Genomic DNA, 19762 nt, shown 5'->3' on the forward strand with positions numbered 1-19762 from the left:
GCATGATCGCATGCCCGCCCGCCCCCGGTCAGCGGTCGACCTCGCGGCCGACCGGATAGAGGAGATAGCTCGAATCGAAATAGGCGGTCTGGGCATAGAACCAGGCCAGCCGGGCGTCCGGATCTGCAGCGAAGGCCGGATCACTCGCCAGTTTCGCTTCGAAGGCCGCCTTCAGCGCGGGATCGCGCGCGATCATCTGCTGCGCCAGCGGCTCGATCACATAGCCTTCGATATATTCGGTCTGGCTGAGCATCCCCAGGAAGAAACCCCACTGGAACAGCGAATCCTCGGACTGCGGCTCGAGCATCGTGGCGACGAGTTCGCCTAGCGGCTGGTCGGTGGGGATGCGAACGGAGCCCGGCTGATACGTCTCGCGGTGCGTCTCGTGCGTATAGCCGGTCGCGCTCACGCGCACACGATTTTCGACCGGACTCGTCGCCAATTTGGCGCCGCTGACGCGGATCATGTCCACCGTGACCGTCCGCGGTTCCTGCAGCGTTTCCATCCGGACACCATGACGCCGCAGCCGTGCAATCACATCGGCATCGGCGACCGACACCCAATAGGCACGCGGCAATTCCAGCGTCACGTCGGGGCTGGACCCATAGAGCGGATAGGGTTTTTCGGGAGCGGGCGTCCCCAGGTAGCGGATCTCTTCGGTCCCCGAAATCGGCGACCGGAAATGCTCCGCCTGCATCTGGCGGAACGGCACCATGCGCACCGGGTCCGGCCTGGGCTTCCAGCTCAGCACCATCGTTCCACGCCGCGCCTTGTCCTTCGCAATCGCAGCGGTCAGCGCCGGCGCCTGATCGCCCACGGTGCGCAGCGACTGCTCCAGCAGGACATAGGCGCCCAGGACGCGCTGCCGGAACGGCTTCAGCGCATGATCCTCGACGAGCACCGAAGGCATATGACGCAAGTCGCCATAAGCGTGCGAAAAGCGAGGGGCGAAGGCGGGAAGCGATAGCCCGCGTTCCGGATGGCGATCGTCGACGGCGAGCACCAGCGGTCCCGGCACATGGCCGGCCGCCTTCAGCGCCGCCCCCACTTCGCGCCGATACACGGTTTCGAGCCAGTTGTTCGCCGCGGGCGAATGGCTGTACGGCGCATCCTGAAAGCCGAACGTGACGTCATAGGCGAAATCAACGCCGTCGGAGACGTGAAGATCGAGGTAAAGCGCGGGATCGACGCGATCGATCAGCCCCAGCATCGCCTGCATCGCAGGCGCATCGCCTTTGATATAGTCGCGGTTGAGGTTGATATTCTGCGCCGTCGTACGCCACCCCTGTTCGACCGGCCCGCGCTGGTTGGGGCGGCTGAACTGCGAAACGTTCTCGTGGCCGTCGATGTTGAAGATCGGCACGAAGATCAGGTTGGCGCGATCGAGCAACCCATGCTTGCCGCGCAACGCGATGTCGCGCAGCAACATCAGTCCCGCATCGGTGCCGTCGCTCTCGCCGGGATGAATGCCGGCCTGGACGAGCATCGTGGGCTTGTTGCGATCGATCGACTCCAGGCTGGCGGCCCCCGAACTGCTGACGATCACCGCCAGCAAGGCATGGCCCAGCGAGGTCTTTCCGATCGTGACCACATGGATCAGCGGCGATGCCGCGGCGAGGCGATCGAGATAGGCGCGAACCTCGGCATAGCGGGCCGTTCGCACCATTCCCGATCGTTCGGCAGGCGTCGCCCATTCAGCGTCCGGAGCGACCAGCAGCGCTTCGCTCTTGCCGTGCCACGCGGGAGCGGGCGGCAGCGGCGCGACGATCTTCATCGCCGAAGCGCCGGTGCGCATGTCGTGCTGCTGTGCGACCGCGGGCAACGCGCAGACACTGGCCATCAACATCGCCGCCAGCCGGTGCAGGCGCATCATGCCGCCCCCCGCTTGCCGCCGCGCACGGCCGCGATCCAGTTGTCGACCGCCTGCTCGAGCGAACTCAGCGGAATGAAACCATAGTTGAGCGCCACCCGGTGGTAGTCGCGGATGTCGAACGCCGCGCCCAATGCCGCACGGGCGCGATCGCGATGCTGGCGAAAGGCGCGCATCCCGACGGTGAAGGCCGTCGCCTGCCCCGGCACCGCAAGATAACGATCGATCTCCGCGACATTTGCGGCATGGGTGCTGGCGGTGTTGTCATCCAGATAACGGATCGCCTGCTCACGCGACCAGCGCTTGTAGTGCAGCCCGCTGTCGACGACGAGCCGGCACGCACGCCACAATTCACCGCCCAGCCGGCCGAAGTCCGAATAGGGATCCTGATAGAACCCGAGTTCCTTGGCGAGCGATTCGGCATAGAGCGCCCATCCCTCGACAAAGGCGGTGTTCTGCCACCACTCGTTGGTCTTGCGCAGCTCGGGCACCTGAGGGTTCTTCAGCACCGTCGAGATCTGCATGTGATGCCCCGGAAGCCCCTCGTGATAGAGCAGGTCTTCCAGGTCGAACGTGGCCCGATCGGCCATGTCACGCAGGTTGAGGTAGATATAGCCCGGCCGTTTGCCGTCCGGCGAGCCCGCGTCATAATATCCCGCCGGCAACGACGGTTCGCGATAGATTTCGGCGCGACGGATGACGAGCGGCAACGGCGGCTCACGAAACACCTTGGGGAGCGCCGCCTGCATCTTTGCCAGAATGGCGTTGGCGCGATCCAGATAGGCCTGCCGGCCCGCATCGGTGTTGGGACAGTAGAATTTGGGATCGCGCTTCAACTGCGCCATGAAGGCCTGCAACGTACCCGAAAAGCCCACGCGATCCATGATCGCCTGCATCTCGCCGTGGATACGCTTGACCTCTGCCAGCCCCAGCTGGTGGATCTGTTCGGGCGTCATCCGCGTCGTCGTGAACTGGCGGATCAGAAAGGCATAATAGGCCTCTCCGTCAGGCAGCGCCCACACGCCGTCGCTGCGCGTCGCCTTTGCCGCCTGACGCTCAAGCTCGGCGATCAGGCGCTGATAGGCCCCCTGAAACCGTCCGGTCAGTGCGGCATTCGCCCGGGCAAGCAACGCATCGCGCGCGGCGGGGGCAAGGTCGACGGCGCCGACCTTGCGCTGAAAATCAGCCCAGACGGGGCTGTCATCGCCAGCCTCGAACGGCGCGCCGCGGATCACCTGACGCGCGCCGTCGATCAGCAGCGGATAGAGCGACGCCGGCATCAGAAATCCGGCCGCCGCATGGTCGCGCAGGCGCTCGATCAATTGATCAAACGGCTGCGGCGTCAGTTCCAGCCGGCTGACATAGGCCTCGGCATCGGCCATCGACGCGATGGGATGCTGGTTGATCAGAACGTTCGGCACGTCGATCGGCAGCCCGACGATCTGGTTGAGCGGATAATCGTGCCGCCGCCACCGATAGCGTTCGACGATGATCTGCTGATCGCTTTCGAACGCCTTGTATTGAACCTGTGCGTCGGGGGAGAGACCCGCATAGTCGATCATGTGCAACCGGCGCAGGTTGAGCGCGGCGGTATCAGCCACCGCCTGCTCGCCCGCGGACGAAAAATCGTCCCACCGATCGCGGCCGATCGCCGCCCCCACACTCGCACCCAGCATGGGACTGAGTTCGAGCGTGCGGGCATAGGCCTCGTCGAGCAGCGCCCGCAGCGCGGCGTCGGGCCCGGCGGTTGCCTGGCCGAAAACACGCGCCGCCGAAGCCGGCCGTGCGCCCAGCCCCGCAACGAGGATCCAGCCGGCGGCACCCGCCAGCAGTTCGCGACGAGCCGGTCCCTCCCCCTTCAGCATCAGAAGTGGACCTTTGCGCGGATACCGATGTTCCGCACCGAGGGCTGGACGAACAACCCGCCGGCAAAGGCCTTTTCATAGGCGTTGGTGAAATAGCGGCTCTTGAACAGGTTTTCGGCATAGGCCTGGACCTGCACCCGGCCGCGCGTCACGCCCATTCGCAGGTTGAACTGGTCGAAGCTCGGGACGCGATAGGGCCAGACGTTATAGAGCAAGGCTGCCTTGTCCGAATAGATCATGTCGCGATACGACCATTCGCCGCGGATATAGGCTTCATAACCGCTCACCGGCGTGAAATTATATTCGGCAAAGGCGCTGAGCGTCCATTTCGGTGCGTTCGGCATCTGACGATGCGACAGGTTGACCACCTGTCCGTTGATATAGGCGTTGTCGTAGCTGCCGAATTTCGATTCGAGATAGCCGACCGTGCCACCCACCTGCAAGCCGGGCGTGATCAGGTACGACGCATCCGCCTCGACGCCGACGCTGTGCGCCGAAGCCGCATTCTCGATGCCCGAGAAGAAGGTGATCACGTTGCCGTTGACCTGCGCCACCGCGAACTCGGTCTGGAGATTCTTCCAGTCCATGTAGAAGACCGAGGTGTTGAGCAGCAGGCGGCGATCGGCCGACTGCATCTTGAACCCTACTTCATAGTTCCAAAGCGTCTCGGGCGCATAGGAGGTGTCCGCGATCCTGGGGTTGATCTGGACCCCGCCGGCCTTGAAGCCGCGCGATGCCGTCGCATAGACGTTGGTGCGATCGCCAAGCTTGTATGCCAGGGTGAAGCGCGGCGAGAAGTTGTTGAAGCTCGCGCTGTCGTCGACCACGCCGTTGACGTTGCCGCTCGACGTGTTCTTCTGCGCGACCGTCACCTTCTCGTGCGTATAGCGCCCGCCGACCGTCAGCGAGAGTTTCGGCGTCACCTCATATTGGCCCTGCGCAAACAGCGCCCAGCTTTCCGAACGGCCCGAATTCTGCGTGCTGGTGATCACCATGTCCGCCGGCAGCCCAAAGGGGTTAGCCGCGCCGGTATAGGTGAACTGGTTGATCGCCCCGGTGTCCTTGGCGTACATGCCGCCGACCGTCCACGAAAGCGCCCGCCCGTCATCGGGCGACTGGATCCGCGTCTCGGTGCTGAACGAGTCACGGTCGACCGGCTTGGTCTCGTAATAATAATCGTGGCTCGAACCGTCGATATCGCCCTGAAGGAACTGGTGCGAATTGACATAGCCCGTGATGCTGGTGATCGAGATCGCATCGTTCTCGTACTTGATGCGACCCGTCAGATAATAGAATTCGGTACCGATCCGCTGCGGCCGGTTGAAATTGACCTTGCTGTCGTTGTCGGGGAAAAAGCCGACGCCGTCCGGGTCCGCCTTGGGGTTGGCGATATCGGGATAAACCACCGCCAGCGCGGTCTGGCCCAGCACGCCCGACGGCACGCCTTCGCGCATCCCGACACGTTCCTTGGTGTAGGTACCGACCAGATCGATGGTGAGTTCGTCGGTCGGCGTCAGGCGGAGCATGCCCTTGCCGTAATAATAGTCGGAGTCGTTGCCGCCGCCGATCGGGTTGATATTCTTGATATTCCCGTCGCTGTGCTGGTAGCGGCCGACCACGCGCAGCGCGATCTTGTCACGAACGATCGGCACGTTGACGACACCGCTGAGGTCGACCGTGTTGAAGCTGGAATAGCCCGCCGAAACCTCGCCCTCGAACGCCTTGGTGTTCGCCTGGTTGGTCGTGATGTTGATCGCGCCGCCGATCGCGTTGCGCCCGAAATAGGTTCCCTGCGGACCGCGCAACACCTCGATGCGCTGGATGTCGACGATCTCGGGATTCACCGTGCCCGAAGAGACGTTGAAATCGTCGATGTAGAAACCGAACGTGCTCGTGCGCGGGATTGCCTCGTCGCTCAGCTGGTTCGTGATGCCGCGGATACTGATTTCCTTGCGGTCACGCGAACCGGTGGACGTGAAGCTGACGTTCGGGGCCTTGGCGAAATAGTCGTCGAGCCCCTTGATGTTCTGCTTCTCGATCGCCGCGGCGTCGAACGCGCTCAGGCTGATCGGAACGTCGGTGGCGAGCTGCGCACGACGCTGCGCCGTCACGACGATGTCGCCGGTGCCGAATTCCTGGCCGGCATCCTTTTGCGGGCGAGCCGCCTGGCCGTCCTGTCCAGCATCCGCGACAGGCGCCGCGGCATCCGGTGTTTTGACGACGTCGTCCGCCCATGCCGGTGCGGCAAGCAAGGCGCCGACGACGCCCGTCAAAGCCGAGCAATAGAATAAGGACTTGCGCATTCTATATTCCCCTTCTTCCGTTCGGCGCGCCCATCTTTTGATGGTGCGCGGCGACCCGATTCCCTGTCCCTCAGTTCAACGGCGTGATTTCACAGCGCGCCCGGCTGGGGCGCACCTTCCATGTCCAGAAAGTTGATGAGCGCGATCTTGCCGTCGCGGAGTTCGGCATAGCCCATCACCATTTCCTTGGCGGGCTTACCGTTCTCTTCGGCATCGATCGTGTGATAGGTGTAGATCTTGCTGCCGTCGGGCGACGAGAATGCCGCGCGGAACGGCAGATTGATCTTCACCTTCTGCGTGCGTTGCTGGATCATGCGGAAATGGGCGGCGAGGTCGTCCAGCCCCTTGGCACTGACCTTGCCATTGATCTGCATGACGGCATCCGCCGTGAAATACTGCCCGAAGGATTGGGCCGTGAAGCCGTCGGGCTTGGTATAGGCGTCGTTCCACCAGCGAAACATGCGCGTGAGCACATCCCCGTCGACAACCTGATTGAACGTCTGGGCGCTACCGCCCGCCGGCGCGCCCGCCTGTGTCTGGTTCGCAGGTTGTTCGTGCTTGGCGCCCGAGCAGGCGCCGACGAGCGTCAGTGCGGCAAGTGCGATGGTCCGGCGCATTTCGTCCCCCCGTTCTTCGGCCCGCTACGGGCCTTGGTACGATGGTGAGAGTGTCGAAGCCGAACCGTTCGTTCAATGAGGCAGAAAGTCACATATCGTTGCACTGGGCGCAAACAATTGTCGAAGCGGAATGTACGAATGCCCTCTGCTGTTCGTTTGTTACGGTGGAAATCGGCCCCCTTGCCAAATTCTGTCCAGACCTGCCGGGCTTGAGTTCGCCCAAAGCGTGCGCCGCGTTCCCGGTGACGGCCCGTCATGCCCTCAGAATTGAGGGTACGGGAAAAGGGGCATATTGGTCATACCAATATCCAACATTCCTAACTCTTTCTGCCGTATATTTTTCGGCTTGTTGACATCTGGCCAGACCAATCCCACCTTCCGCGAGACGTTGGAGGTGGCGGTGTCGGCGATTTCGGAACACATCGAAGCCATGATCGCGGCGGGACGTTTCGCCGTCGGAGAACGAATCCCGGCCGAACGACAACTCGCGCTGGAACTCGGCGTGTCGCGGTCCAGCTTGCGGGAGGCGATCAAGCAATTGGTCAGCCGCGGCCTGCTCACCACGCGCCACGGCGGCGGCACCTATGTCACGTCACCCGAAACCGCGGAACCGCTTCGCGTCGCGCTGCAATCGCTGGCGCCGCTCGCGGCCAGCGACGCCGGATACTGGCGCGACGTCATCGAGATTCGCAAATCGCTCGAGGGCGATGCGGCGGCTTACGCGGCGCTGCGTGCCGGTCCCGACGACCGGGCCGCGATTGCGGCAGCATATCGCGCGCTTGCCACCGCACTTATGGCGCCGGCAGCCTCTGCGCCGGCCGATGCCCCCCGGACGCTCGCAACGCTCGATGCCGGCTTCCATCAGCTGATCGCCCGGGCGGCGCATAATGCCGTCCTCTACCAGCTAATGTGCGGCCTCGAGGGCCTGCTGGAAGCGAGCATCTCGGACAGCCTGGCGCAACTCTATCGCTTGCCCGGGTTGCCGGCGCAGCTCGACAGCCAGCACCGCCGGATCCTTGACGCCATTCTGGCCGGCCAACCGGCTGCTGCGCGGACGGCTGCCACCGAACACCTGCTGTTCGTCGAAGAGCAGCTCGAACGCCTCGAACAAGCCGCGGCGCGCCGGAAACGCGCGACGCGCGCCTTCTCCCAGCTCAGAACCGCAAAGGCTTCCGTGGCATGATCATCTCGTCGACCAACGATTATCGGGAGGCGGCCCGCCGTCGGCTGCCGCCGTTCCTTTTCCACTATATCGACGGCGGCGCCTATGCCGAGCAGACGATGCTTCGCAACCAGACCGACCTGCACGCGTTGGCGCTGCGGCAGCGGGTACTGAAAGCGGTGGGTGACGTCGATCTGTCGACGAAAATTCTGGGCGAATCCTTCGCCATGCCGGTCGCGCTCGGGCCGGTCGGGCTGACGGGAATGTATGCCCGTCGGGGCGAAGTTCAGGCTGCCCGCGCCGCCCAGGCGCACGGCATCCCCTTTACGATGTCGTCGGTCTCGGTCTGCCCGATCGAAGAAGTCCAGCCGGCGCTGACTCGGCCGATCTGGTTCCAGCTCTATGTGCTGAAGGACCGCGGGTTCATGCGGAACGCGCTCGAGCGCGCCTGGGCGGCGGGCGTCCGCACGCTGGTCTTCACGGTCGACATGCCCGTGCCGGGTGCACGCTATCGCGACGCCCATTCGGGCATGTCCGGCCCGTTCGCCGCACAGCGACGCATCCTGCAGGCGATTGCACATCCGCGCTGGGCGTGGGACGTCGGCGTGTGCGGACATCCGCACGATCTGGGCAATGTATCCGCCTATCTTCGCAAGAAGACGACGCTCGAGGACTATGTCGGCTGGCTCGGCGCCAATTTCGACCCCTCGATCGGCTGGCCCGATCTGCAATGGGTCCGCGATTCCTGGAAAGGCGCGATGGTGCTCAAGGGCATCCTCGATCCGGAAGATGCGCGCGACGCGGTTCGCTTCGGTGCCGACGGGCTGGTGGTCTCGAACCATGGCGGCCGGCAGCTCGACGGCGTGCTCTCGACGGCACGCGCGCTCCCGCTGATCGCCGACGCCGTGAAGGGCGACCTGACACTGCTGGTCGACAGCGGCATCCGCTCCGGGCTCGACGTCGTCAGGATGCTGGCGAACGGCGCCGACGGCGTGCTGCTCGGCCGCGCCTATATCTACGCGCTCGCAGCCGCCGGCGAAAAGGGCGTCGCCCACCTGCTCGAGTTGGTCGCCAGTGAGATGCGCGTCGCCATGACGCTGACCGGCGCCCGCTCGATTTCCGAAATCACCCGCGACAGCCTGGTTTCGTCCACCCTTTCCTCCCGGGAGTGAGCCTCATGTCCATGACCATCGCCGACCTGCTTGCGACCACGCTTGCCAATGCGGGCGTCAAGCGCATCTGGGGCGTCACCGGTGACAGCCTCAATGGCCTGAACGACAGCCTGCGGCGGCTCGACCGCATCGCGTGGATGCATGTGCGGCATGAGGAAACCGCCGCATTCGCCGCCGGGGCGGAAGCCGCGATGACCGGCGAACTCGCGGTCTGTGCGGGCAGCTGCGGTCCGGGCAATCTCCATCTGATCAACGGCCTGTTCGATTGCCACCGCAACCATGTCCCGGTGCTCGCGATCGCGGCGCATATTCCTTCCTCGGAAATCGGCCTCGGCTATTTCCAGGAAACGCATCCGCAGGAATTGTTTCGTGAGTGCAGCGCCTTCGTCGAATTGGTGACCAATCCCGCCCAGATGCCCGAAGTGCTGCACCGGGCGATGCGCGCGGCGATCGGACAGCGGGGCGTGGCGGTCATCGTGCTTCCCGGCGACGTCGCGCTGCAGCCCGCCCCGGTTGCCGCCGACGGCGAATGGGCGCCGCTGGCCTCGCCGCGGCTGCTGCCTGCCGAAGGGGAGATCGAACGGCTGGCCGCGACGCTCAATGAGTCGAAGGCGGTGACGATCCTTGCCGGCAGCGGCTGTGCCGGGGCGCACGACGCCGTCGTCGCGCTTGCCGAAAGGCTCGCCGCCCCCGTCGTCCACGCACTGCGCGGCAAGGAACATGTCGAATGGGACAATCCCTTCGACGTCGGCATGACCGGGCTGATCGGCTTTTCATCCGGCTATCACGCGATGCTGGGATGCGACACGCTGCTGATGCTCGGCACCGACTTTCCGTATCGCAATTTCTATCCCGAGAAGGCGCGCATCGTGCAGATCGACCGCGATCCGGCGGCGCTCGGCAGGCGCGCGCCGCTTTCGCAGGGGATCGTCGCCGACATCGGCGAGGCGGTGTCGGCGCTCCTCCCCCGCCTTGCGCCCCGCCACGACACGCGCTTCCTCGATGCGGCACGCGCACACTACGCCAAGGCCCGCGAGGGGCTCGACGCGCTGGCCCGCCCGGCAAAGTCCGGTGCTCCGATCCACCCCCAATATCTCACCGCGCTGGTGAGCGAACTGGCCGACGACGACGCGATCTTTACCGCGGATGTCGGCACGCCGACGGTCTGGGCCGCGCGCTATCTCAAGATGAACGGCAAGCGTCGGCTGATCGGCTCGTTCAACCACGGCTCGATGGCCAACGCGATGTTGCAGGCGATGGGCGCCCAGGCTGCCGCCCCCGGACGCCAGGTGATCTCGTTGTCGGGAGACGGCGGCTTCACGATGATGCTCGGCGATTTCCTGTCGCTCGCCCAACTCGGCCTGCCTGTGAAGGTGATCATTTCGAACAATGGTTCGCTCGGCTTTGTGGCGATGGAAATGAAGGCGGGCGGCTATCTCGATACCGGCACCGACCTGCACAACCCCGACTTTGCCGCCATGGCCGAGGCGGCGGGGGTGAAGGGGCTGCGTGTCGAGGATTCGGGCGATCTTGGCGACGCGCTGCGCGCCGCATTTGCCCATCCGGGTCCGGCACTGGTCGATGTCGTCACCGCCAAGCAGGAACTGGTGATCCCGCCCAAGATCAAGCTTGAGCAGGCCAAGGGTTTCAGCCTCTACATGCTCAAGGCGATCATGAACGGGCGGGGTGACGAAATCGTCGATCTGGCCCGCACCAATCTGAGGCTCTGACGATGAAAACGGCGGTGACGGCGCGCGACATTGCCTTTGTGCTGCGCTGTTCGGGCGCCGCCGCCCTCGCCTATGCACTCGCCTCGACGCTCGGGCTGCTTCACCCGGTCTGGGCGTCGATTTCGGGCGTGGTCGTGTCGCAGGAGAAGCTCGATCAGACGAAGAATGCGGTCCTGTGGCGGTTCAGCGGGACTGTCGTCGGAATCGTCGTGGCGGTGAGCGTCGGAAGCCTGATCGCACCGCTGGGCGCCGGCCTGGCGGCGCAGACCGGCGCGAGCGTCGCGGTCTGTGCGGGGCTGGTTCGCCGCTGGCCCGACCTTCGCGTGTCGATGTGGACCGCGCCGATCCTGTTCTTTGCCCATGACCCGGGTGCGTCGCTGCTGGCAGCGGGCTGGTGGCGCGGGAGCGAAGTGATCCTAGGCGGGCTGATCGGCACCGCGCTGCACTGGATTGCCGAACGGGCAATCGCGATCGTCGAGCGCCGGCCGGGCACGCCGCCGGTCAATTCGTAGGTGACCGGGCAATGAAAAAACCGCCTCAGGGTGTCCTGAAGCGGTTTGTGATGTGTGTGCTTGGTTGCGGGGGCAGGATCTTCTCAGCCAATGCATAGTTCAGAACGGTTTGATTTACTGTCAAATTTGTCAGCTCACCACGGCCGACACCCCTGATGATACCCCAAGCTCTTGTGAAATCGATGTAGCGCCCAAGACGCGCGACGAGTTGCAGGAGGTAAACGTAGTTCCCCGGCGATGGGTCGTCGAGCGCACCCTGGCATGGCTGGACCGAGATCGCCGTCTGCCAAGGACTTGGAGCAAACTGAACTGCGCCGGGTTTGCCGGAGGCCATTGGATGTGAGTCACGCCGCCATATCAATCTGGTATGCGGCAGCATTTGACGTCCCCCCCTGTTTTTTGGCGCGTTTTGAGCGAGAGTTTTCCGGCCCTTTGAAGCCTTTTGGCAAGGAGCTGGGACATGAAGAAATCGCGGTACACGGAAGAGCAGATTGCGTTTGCGCTGAAGCAGGCGGAGACGGGCACGCCGGTTGCCGAGGTGATCCGCCGGATGGGGATCTCGGAGCAAACCTTTTACCGCTGGAAGAAGGTGTATGGCGGCCTGGGGGTGGGCGAGCTGCGGCGGGTAAAGCAGCTCAAGGAAGAGAACCGGAAGCTGAAACAGCTGGTCGCGGACCTGAGCCTGGACAAGCATATCCTGCAGGATGTGCTGGCAAAAAAGCTCTGACGCCTAGGCGACGGCGCGAGATCGTCGCGCACGTCCAGGCGTCTCACGGTGTCAGTGAGCGGCGTAGCTGCTCGGCGTTGGGCGTCGAGCGATCGTCGGTGCGCTATGTCTCGCACCGGCCGGACCAGACGCCGCTGGTGATGCGCATCCGTGATCTGGCGTCGACGCGGACGCGGTACGGCTATTTCCGCATCTACATCCTGCTGCGCAGGGAAGGATGGGTCGTGAACCACAAGCGTGTGTATCGGCTCTATCGGGAGGATGGACTGAGCCTTCGGCTCAAGAAGCCCCGGCGCAACGTCAGCGCCGCCAACCGGGTGCGGCAACCCGCGGCATCGACTGCCAACGAGATGTGGTCGATGGACTTCGTTTCCGACGCCCTGTTCGATGGCCGGCGCTTGCGGGCGCTGACGGTGGTCGACGCTTTCACGCGCGAAGCGCTGGCGATTGATGTCGACCAGGGCATCAAGGGCGAGCAGGTGGTTTCGACGATGATGCGGATCTCCTCGATTCGCGGCGCCCCCAGGACCATTCGCGTAGACAACGGGCCGGAGTTCATCTCGAAGGCACTGGACCGCTGGGCGTACGAGAACGGTGTCACGCTGGACTTCAGCCGGCCAGGCAAGCCTACCGACAATGCCTTCGTGGAATCGTTCAATGGTCGCTTGCGCGACGAGTGCCTGAATGCCCATTGGTTCCTGTCGCTGGCCGATGCCCGGGCCAAGATCGAAGCCTGGCGCCGGGACTATAACGAAAGCCGTCCTCACACATCGCTTGGCTGGCTGACGCCGGTCGAATATGCTGCCGCCGCGGCCAGGATCGCCGCCGAATGAACGCCGGATACTCACGCCCAAGCTGGACGAGAAACCGGGGGACCCTCATCGTCGGGTCAGACTCTAGCTCCAACTGGAGGAAAAAGCGGAGGTCACGTCAGCATTCGCTAATCCGCCCCCGTGTCACAGGTGCGCGTCATTCAGCCGCGCAAAAATAGGCAAAAGCGAGATGCAGCGACAGTTCTCGCACGAGACTATGATCTTGGTCTGATATCGTCTCGATCGGGAAGGGCACCACTGCCATTAGCGGCCGCTCGGACAACGATAGCGCCTCCGCAAACGGCTCGGCCGACCCGGCATTTTGTTGAACCAAGCGCGCTGCACGCAGCGAGTTCACAAATAGACCTGCTACTTCACGCTCGGCTGTTGCGTCATATCCCGCAAGCATCATCAAAGACGAAGCGACGCTTTCATTGACAAAAAACGTGCAGATGGCAGCACCTTGGGCTGATGTAAATTTTGTTCGAATATGAGATAGTGGAGTGCCCCACACATACTCAAAGCTAGGGCCTTTCGCTGCCAGTAGATCACTACATACCTGCACCCATTTTGGGGATAAATTCTTCCCTTCCCACTGCCCAACGCCCTCTAGATTCCCATCGATCCCAAAGGAGGCGATGAAGAAACTATTAGCGGCGATAGACTGAGGCGTGGCTATCAAATTCATTTGTCAAACCTCGGCGTGAGCATATGTTCGCGACCCGGCACAATCTGGCTCGCCCGTGTTCTCCACAGCGCACCTATACGCTGCTGGATCGGATCGCGGAACCCTGCGAACTCGTTGACGTATCCTCCCGCGACCGAATCCAGCGCATGCGCTGCATCGAGCCCTTCACCGGAACCAGGCAGATATACGCGCGCCAAACTCCTCGCTCTGGCGATCTGCGGAGCAACATTTTCATAATTTTGCAGGTTGAGCGCCAAGTCATCCGGGTTGAACAACGACAGGCGATTTAAGGCCATTTCCTGCTCGCTAAGGTGAGCACTAAAAAGCGCCTGCTGAGATGGCGAGAGCCCATTGGCCGGGAACTCAATTTCCACAGGGCGCAGAATCAAACTCTGCCCAGCGGGCGCTGCTGTCTCTGCGGCGACGGGGGCGTCTTTGGCGAGGCCACTCAGGTACCGAAGAGCGTAGAGGGAAGTGCCGCCTGACTGCCCGACCGGTATGTTGACATGGTCAGTCGTCAGACCCAGCGCCAAGTTGATTCCGGCGTAGCTGCTCTCGCCCGTTTCAGGTGAGGCGCCGAACGCATCCTGGCCTCCCAAGTTTGGCACCTTCACACCGTCGAGCACTGCCGCTCGTTCCGCTGCGACCGCAGAACCTCCCTTGCCCAGTTTCGATATCAGCGCGGCGCCACCTTCGGCAGCGGCGATGCCGACCGTCGCGGCAGCGTAGGTCAGTTCGGCATTTTCACGCGTCATCCCCGCCAGAATCAGGCCCTCCACGCCGAGCGAGACGACCTCCTTGCCAGTAAACAGCTTGCGGGCTCCGGTTACGGCCTGATCGGCGCCAGCCGCCGCCCCGGCGACTGCGGCAACGCATCCGGCGCCGACCGTTTCCGCGCAGCTTGCAGCGCCGCCGGTGATGCTGAAGAAGACAGCGACGCCACCGGTGACTGCTTCCATTGCCCCCTTTAGTCTTGTGCCATCCGGCGAATTCAAAAATGCATTCGACTTCTGAATCCCGCAAATTAACGGGGTGTCGCCTGCGCACATCGCGCTGTCGAAGCGATCCTGCTTAAGCCCGGCATCAATATATGCACCGTACAACTGCCCGAATGCCTCGTAGAATTCGTTGCGAGTGACGGCACAGTCCTTCGTGCCGATACAAGCGGACCACGCGTTGTAGTTATCGATAAGCTGGTTGGTGGTAAGGCCGGCTTTGTCCGCCAAGCCATCCAGCAGCGCCTGGAATTCGGCGTTCTTTCGGTAAAGATCCGTCAGACTATACCCTGCGGGAATTTCGCGTGTCTTTCTCTCGACGAGTTTGCCGTCAGGCGTCCGCTCCGAATTATTCTGCGTCTCGATCTGGGCTGAGGCCACGGCGGAGGCGGTGTTGAGCCCGGCAGCTTGGGCGACCGCGCCGACGATGGTAGCGACGAGATTGTCGCGGGCCTGCTGATCGGCGAGCGGAAGCGGATTGCCGGCCGCGTCGACCGCAGGCGTTTCGCCACTTTTGAGCAGATTGTTGAGCACCACGCTCGCCGCTGCGCCCATGGCGGCACCGCTGCAATTGCCGGAACCACCTGCCGCACTGCCTGCGCAGGCGGTCAGCGCCTGCAGCGCGGTACGGACACTTTCACTGGCCCCATTGGGGATCGGGTTGCCCTTGGCATCCTTCTGCGAGGAGAAGCTGTCGGCGATCTCCTTGACCTTGCTGACCGCAAGCCCCTGCAGCACATTGACGGCGGACGATTGCACAAGGCTGCCGAGCGAGCCGGTGACGTCGCTGCCGGCCGCCCCTTTGATCGCAGTGGAGATCAGGCGCGCCGGGCTGCCCGCGCCAAAGTTCTCACGCAACTGATCGGCTTGCGCCGTGAGGCGGTCCGCGCTCGCTTGATCGCCCGCTGCGGCTGCGGCATCAGCCTGTTTGCGCAGATCCGCTTCCTTCTCAGCCTCGCGCGCGAAGAACGCATTGGTCTCGGTGGCGAGGATCTGGGCAGCCTGGAAGCCCTGGGTGATTTCCTGGCGCCTGGCGTCGGTGAACGCCTGGGTCAGCGCGCCGCCATTGGCGCCGGCGGTATCGCGACTGATGGCCTGCGCGACCTGCCGGCTTGCGGCATCGCCCGACGTGACGGTGATCGTCCCCGGCGCGATCGCGCTGCGGGTGGTCCCCGACTGGCTGCCGTCGGCGCTGAGCGCGATCGGCACCCCGGCGCTGGCACTCACCCCGTCGGCGAGCTTCACCCCCGGCAGCTTGGTGGCGGCGTTCGGGTCGACCTGCCCCTTGCGGTCGGCGCCGGCGCTACCACCGGTACCGAACGAAAGCCCGCCGCCGAGTGAGGTCTGGCTGGCGCTGTAGTTCTCACGATTGTGGAGGTCGCCCGCAGTCAGCGTACCGGTGGCGAGATGGTTCTTCGCCGCATCCGCCTCACTGGCGATCACCGCCCCCTTGAGATCGGTGTTGCCGGCGACCTTGATGTCGAACCCGCCGGACCCCGCCATGATCCCGGCCTGGGTCCCGACGCTGGCATAGTCCCCGGCCTGCTTGCCGTTGGCGACATTGCCGTTGATTCCCACCTGCCCGGTCGCAAGGTTGAAGCTCGCGCCGACCGAACTGCTGTGCGACGACGCTTGGTAGGTCGACATGTCCTGACGGCTCGCGATCGCGAGGCTGCCGGCGTCGACGCGCACCGTATCGGCCGACAGGGTCGCGCCGTCGATGCTGAGCGCGCCAGGCGTGGTGACCCGGGCGGTACCGCCCGCGGCAAGCGCGCTTTCGATGCTGGTGACGTCGGTGCCGGCTTCCGGCGCTTGAGCGCTCGCCCTGACGCGGCTTCGAGCCGCTCGACGAACGTTTCGCCGCCGAGCGGGCGGCCGGTGCGCATCGCCGCCTTGATCGCCGCCTCGCCCGCAGAAGCCGCATCCCCGGCCTCGGCGCCGTGGCGCAGCATCGCGCGCCAGTTGCGGTAGATACCCGACAGCGCCGCCACATCGGTAAACCCGCCCTTCGCGCCGCGCAGATGCGCCCGCGCGCTCGACCAGCGCCACTCGTCCGGCCCGGCGGCCAATCCCGCCTCGAATTGCCCACTCCGCATCGGTCATATCGTTTGGCAAAGCCAGCCCGCTTCGCGCATGAACGGCGCGAGTGGTATCAGTCCACATCGTTGTATCCACGGTAGTTTTTGGCAAAACCCCTGAATCAACGACAGGCAAAGCCGTCAAGCTAACCTGCTGATACCACTCAACTTAATTTCTGATCAGACACTGCGGCAATAGATTTTTCACCACATATCGATTCTTGCGCACTCAAATTCTACTAGGTATCCATCCTGTATCCCGCCAGGCAACGGATCATCTGCGATTAATTCAATAGCCCCCACAGAGAGATGGCCCTCCCTGACATCTGTGACTTTCGCCACAACGTGCTGTGCGAGGCTAGTCGTGTCGACCTTTCGAAACCCTAGGCTTCCCTTTTCATTTAGGACTGCGTTGCGGATACCGAAAACATGCAACGGCTGAACTACAACGTCGCCGACCGAAGCATCGCAAGGCTGAGAGTAAGCCTCACATCTGAACGAACCATCCGACACGACAACTTCGGCCTCATCCGCAGATTTTGACAACCAGTTTATGCTTTCGACCCGCATACAACCTCCGATTAATATGGCCACTTCCAACCGGCTTGCGGATTGGGACCGACAGTATTCGTAATAGCCGACTTAGGTTGTGCCTGCCATCCGAAGCTTGGAGCCTTCTGCTCGAAGAAACTGACCGGCTTCAGATGCATCGTTGTGATCTCACCGGTAGCACGGTCCAAACCGACCATGAGTCCTTTCGCGCTACCCAGACCGCCAGGGACTGAAACGTAGGCGTTGATTTCGGGAGCAAATTTCCCGTTCTGAATTACCCAATTTGCGTCATCAACGTATTGAGAAACAGAGTAGCCCTTGATCCCCAATTGGTTGGCCACCTCGGCTCCATGCCTTTCGAAATGTATGACGTCCTCGCCAGCCTTGAAGGCACGCGGCACGAAACTCTCTGCGGCAACAGATTTACGATGTTCTTCTCAGGACGGACATCTTGCTCAAATCGGCCACGATCAGACGCCAATAGTCCTTATCAATAAACACGTTACCACACTTGCAGCCAATATTATGGGCCGGAACCGAGGGGATTATGTCGCCACAATCATCGCAACGATAATATAGGTCATCATCCCTCGGAACGTCAGCGGTAGAGGCGTAGTTGGTTCCAACGAGTTCATAGGTATGATCGGTCATTTCACCCTCACAAGGTGGCCAGAATCGAGAAACTGCTGAACGCTCTGGCCCGGAAGATATTGCGTTGCGCCGCCGCGTGCGCCGAAGGCTGGAACCGGTGCAGGAGGCCCCACTCTTGCGTCAAACGACTGCATAACTCGGTATTGGCTATAGGGCATGTTCTCAGCGCCTCGGTCAGTTCCCCCTCGGGCGCCGCGCCGCCACGCTCCCGCCCGATCATTGCAACCGTTCCTCGTCCGTGCCCCAGGTCAGCACCACCATCGGACGCGCGACGTGCCGCTCGACCTCATCGATCCCGATGCCGAGCCGCCACGCGATCTGGCCATAGTCGAGCGCGTCGAACCGCAGCAACAGGAACACCGCGCGCGTCGCCATCGGCAGCGTATCGAGCCGGCGGCGGATCACGTCCAACTTGTCATCACAAGCCATGTCCTTCTCCCTGCCTGCAACCACCGTGCCTCGGACGGCGGGGTGGGCGGCAAGAGCGGACCGGCAGCCCCGCCGATAGAGGCGGGCCGCACCCGAAGGGCCGTAATGCAATGAAGGACCGGCGCAGCCGGTTGCGGCGCGCCGCGGCGGGGCTAGAGGGGAGCGACCGCCCGCACCGCTGGCCGAAGGCCCTACGCCAGCGCGGGAACCGCGCTGACCGCATTGCCGGGCCGCAGGCCCGGCGGGAGCGGAGCGACCTGGCGCGCCCCGCGCTGCCACGACAACGCCGGCACCACGCTACAGCACACCTGCCAGCGCCCCGTCGATTGATATTGCTGGGTAATTTGGCGACAGCGACGGCAGGGGGGTTTCAGCGACGTCGCTTATTGCTCAGTAAAAACAACCACATGCACACACGCCGACGGCGGTGCTTTTATCTTGCTGTAAATTCCCGCTCCCCCTCCGGCGATCCCAGAGTCTCGCGACGGTGCCGGTAATTGTGGAAGCGATTCAACCGCTTGGCGCCAACATGGCACCAGAGTCTCCCCCATGGTGCCATCTATCTCCCTAAAAACGATGTGCAGACAAAAACTTAGCAGTGGCTAGGAGTCACTGCTTTTATCTTGCTTTCACTAAATCTGCTCACGCCGACAATTCGTTAAGACGATCAAGCGCGCTCCGAATGGCACTCGGCCCTTCAGGGACGTAGGCGATCAGCTCCGCATCTTGGCCGTGGGGATACCCAAGTAGATTGCGCATCGAACCGAACACCGCACAGACAAACTCATCTGGCTCGACTGTTTGTTGAGGGAACGCCTTCTGAACATTCTTCACTGTGCCACGGTCAACGCCGATTAGGGTTTCAAATTCCCAATCAGGAAAAAACTGCCCTCGACTGTAGCCCGAAGCGACCGCTTTACGGTGCCGATTTCGGTCGGAGAAAGACTTTCAACAAAACTCATGGTCGTATCCTCAGCAATTTCCTCACCGCCCATACAAGAGTTTTTCGGCTGCTCGTTGCTCAGCAATTATGTCAGATAGATAGCTTCCTGGATTGCTCGGTCGGAAGGCCGTTCCGCCATCTACTGCACGTGGGTTTCGAATGTGGCATTACATCGCCCCCGGCAAGCCGACCCAGAACGGGTTCGTCGAGAGCTTCAATGGCCGGATGCGCGACGAGCTACTCAACGAAACGCTGTTCTTCACGATCGGGCAGGCCCGTTCGATCCTCGCGCGCTGGGTCGATGATTACAACACCGAGCGGCCGCACTCCTCGCTCGGCTATGCCACCCCGGCGGCGTTCGCCGCCGAACTCGAAAAGCAACGGGCTGGGTTAACCCAGCCCGTTGCTTCACCTGCGCTCATGCGCAACAACAATGGTCGGTCTCTGGTCGCCGTTGGATGAAAGGCGGGGGGCACGTCACATGGAAACAGGCATAAAAAAACCGCCTCAGGGATATCTGAGACGGTTTGGGATGTGTGTGCTTGGTTGCGGGGGCAGGATTTGAACCTGCGGCCTTCAGGTTATGAGCCTGACGAGCTACCGGGCTGCTCCACCCCGCGCCGAGCGGTGTTGTGAATGGGTTTTTGTTTTGCACA

Annotated in this window: 15 protein-coding genes, 1 tRNA gene and 3 pseudogenes; 7 read left to right on the top strand and 12 right to left on the bottom strand. The window is 63.0% G+C overall.

The features are described from left to right. Positions 1-28: 28 nt before the first annotated feature. The 4 genes from ACT3CF_RS11285 to ACT3CF_RS11300 form a co-directional block, all read right to left on the bottom strand. Positions 29-1873 (bottom strand): M14 family metallopeptidase, encoded by a 1845-nt coding sequence (locus ACT3CF_RS11285; protein ID WP_478422763.1) that lies wholly within the window; start codon positions 1871-1873, stop codon positions 29-31. Further along, positions 1870-3735, bottom strand: a complete 1866-nt coding sequence (locus ACT3CF_RS11290; RefSeq protein WP_478422765.1) for a DUF885 domain-containing protein — start codon at positions 3733-3735, stop codon at positions 1870-1872. The genes ACT3CF_RS11285 and ACT3CF_RS11290 overlap by 4 nt, the downstream gene beginning before the upstream one ends. Beyond that, positions 3735-6038 (bottom strand): TonB-dependent receptor, encoded by a 2304-nt coding sequence (locus ACT3CF_RS11295; RefSeq protein ID WP_478422766.1) that lies wholly within the window; start codon positions 6036-6038, stop codon positions 3735-3737. The genes ACT3CF_RS11290 and ACT3CF_RS11295 overlap by 1 nt, the downstream gene beginning before the upstream one ends. An 89-nt stretch (positions 6039-6127) precedes the next feature. Then, positions 6128-6655 carry a hypothetical protein gene (locus tag ACT3CF_RS11300; protein ID WP_478422768.1) on the bottom strand — a complete coding sequence of 176 codons (528 nt, stop codon included), beginning with the start codon at positions 6653-6655 and terminating at the stop codon, positions 6128-6130. Positions 6656-7055: 400 nt separating this feature from the next. Between ACT3CF_RS11300 and ACT3CF_RS11305 the strand changes: the two genes are divergently transcribed. The 6 genes and pseudogenes from ACT3CF_RS11305 (at position 7056) to ACT3CF_RS11330 (ending at position 12791) form a co-directional block, all read left to right on the top strand. Then, entirely contained in the window at positions 7056-7838 is a 783-nt protein-coding gene (locus tag ACT3CF_RS11305) for an FCD domain-containing protein (RefSeq protein WP_478422770.1), read from the top strand. Further along, entirely contained in the window at positions 7835-8989 is a 1155-nt protein-coding gene (lldD, locus tag ACT3CF_RS11310; protein ID WP_478422772.1) for an FMN-dependent L-lactate dehydrogenase LldD, read from the top strand. The genes ACT3CF_RS11305 and lldD overlap by 4 nt, the downstream gene beginning before the upstream one ends. A 5-nt stretch (positions 8990-8994) precedes the next feature. Further along, the gene (poxB, locus tag ACT3CF_RS11315; protein ID WP_478422774.1) at positions 8995-10719 is read left to right on the top strand and encodes a ubiquinone-dependent pyruvate dehydrogenase; all 1725 of its coding nucleotides are present in this window, start codon (positions 8995-8997) and stop codon (positions 10717-10719) included. A 2-nt stretch (positions 10720-10721) separates the two neighbouring features. Further along, positions 10722-11231: an FUSC family protein gene (locus tag ACT3CF_RS11320; RefSeq protein ID WP_478422775.1), complete on the top strand. Its 510-nt coding sequence runs from the start codon at positions 10722-10724 to the stop codon at positions 11229-11231. Between the two features lie 223 nt (positions 11232-11454). After that, a pseudogene (locus tag ACT3CF_RS11325) lies at positions 11455-11537 on the top strand (IS5/IS1182 family transposase); the annotation flags it as partial. A gap of 154 nt (positions 11538-11691) precedes the next feature. After that, a protein-coding gene (locus ACT3CF_RS11330) for an IS3 family transposase (RefSeq protein WP_478422776.1) occupies positions 11692-12791 on the top strand; the annotation gives its coding sequence in 2 pieces (ribosomal slippage) (positions 11692-11944 and positions 11944-12791; 1101 coding nt in all). 136 nt (positions 12792-12927) lie between these two features. Here ACT3CF_RS11330 and ACT3CF_RS11335 read toward each other — a convergent pair. The 7 genes and pseudogenes from ACT3CF_RS11335 to ACT3CF_RS11365 form a co-directional block, all read right to left on the bottom strand. Continuing rightward, on the bottom strand, positions 12928-13458 hold the full coding sequence (locus ACT3CF_RS11335) for a hypothetical protein (RefSeq protein WP_478422777.1): 531 nt from the start codon (positions 13456-13458) through the stop codon (positions 12928-12930). Next, the gene (locus ACT3CF_RS11340; RefSeq protein WP_478422836.1) at positions 13455-16556 is read right to left on the bottom strand and encodes a hemagglutinin repeat-containing protein; all 3102 of its coding nucleotides are present in this window, start codon (positions 16554-16556) and stop codon (positions 13455-13457) included. The genes ACT3CF_RS11335 and ACT3CF_RS11340 overlap by 4 nt, the downstream gene beginning before the upstream one ends. Next, a pseudogene (locus tag ACT3CF_RS11345) lies at positions 16533-16616 on the bottom strand (IS5/IS1182 family transposase); the annotation flags it as partial. The pseudogene ACT3CF_RS11345 and the gene ACT3CF_RS11340, both read right to left, overlap by 24 nt. Before the next feature lie 496 nt (positions 16617-17112). Continuing rightward, positions 17113-17424 (bottom strand): hypothetical protein, encoded by a 312-nt coding sequence (locus ACT3CF_RS11350; RefSeq protein ID WP_478422779.1) that lies wholly within the window; start codon positions 17422-17424, stop codon positions 17113-17115. 82 nt (positions 17425-17506) lie between these two features. Further along, a complete protein-coding gene (locus ACT3CF_RS11355; protein ID WP_478422781.1) occupies positions 17507-17734 on the bottom strand; it encodes a DUF7695 domain-containing protein in 228 nt (75 codons plus the stop codon). Then, positions 17731-17892: a glycohydrolase toxin TNT-related protein gene (locus ACT3CF_RS11360; RefSeq protein WP_478422783.1), complete on the bottom strand. Its 162-nt coding sequence runs from the start codon at positions 17890-17892 to the stop codon at positions 17731-17733. The genes ACT3CF_RS11355 and ACT3CF_RS11360 overlap by 4 nt, the downstream gene beginning before the upstream one ends. Before the next feature lie 58 nt (positions 17893-17950). Then, positions 17951-18163 (bottom strand): sigma factor-like helix-turn-helix DNA-binding protein, encoded by a 213-nt coding sequence (locus ACT3CF_RS11365; protein ID WP_478422785.1) that lies wholly within the window; start codon positions 18161-18163, stop codon positions 17951-17953. 1105 nt (positions 18164-19268) lie between these two features. Here ACT3CF_RS11365 and ACT3CF_RS11370 point away from each other — a divergent pair. Further along, positions 19269-19568: pseudogene (locus ACT3CF_RS11370) on the top strand (integrase core domain-containing protein); the annotation flags it as partial. 81 nt (positions 19569-19649) lie between these two features. Here ACT3CF_RS11370 and ACT3CF_RS11375 read toward each other — a convergent pair. Next, a tRNA-Met gene (locus ACT3CF_RS11375) sits at positions 19650-19726 on the bottom strand. Positions 19727-19762 lie beyond the last annotated feature (36 nt).

Source organism: Sphingomonas chlorellae (genome assembly GCF_056485145.1).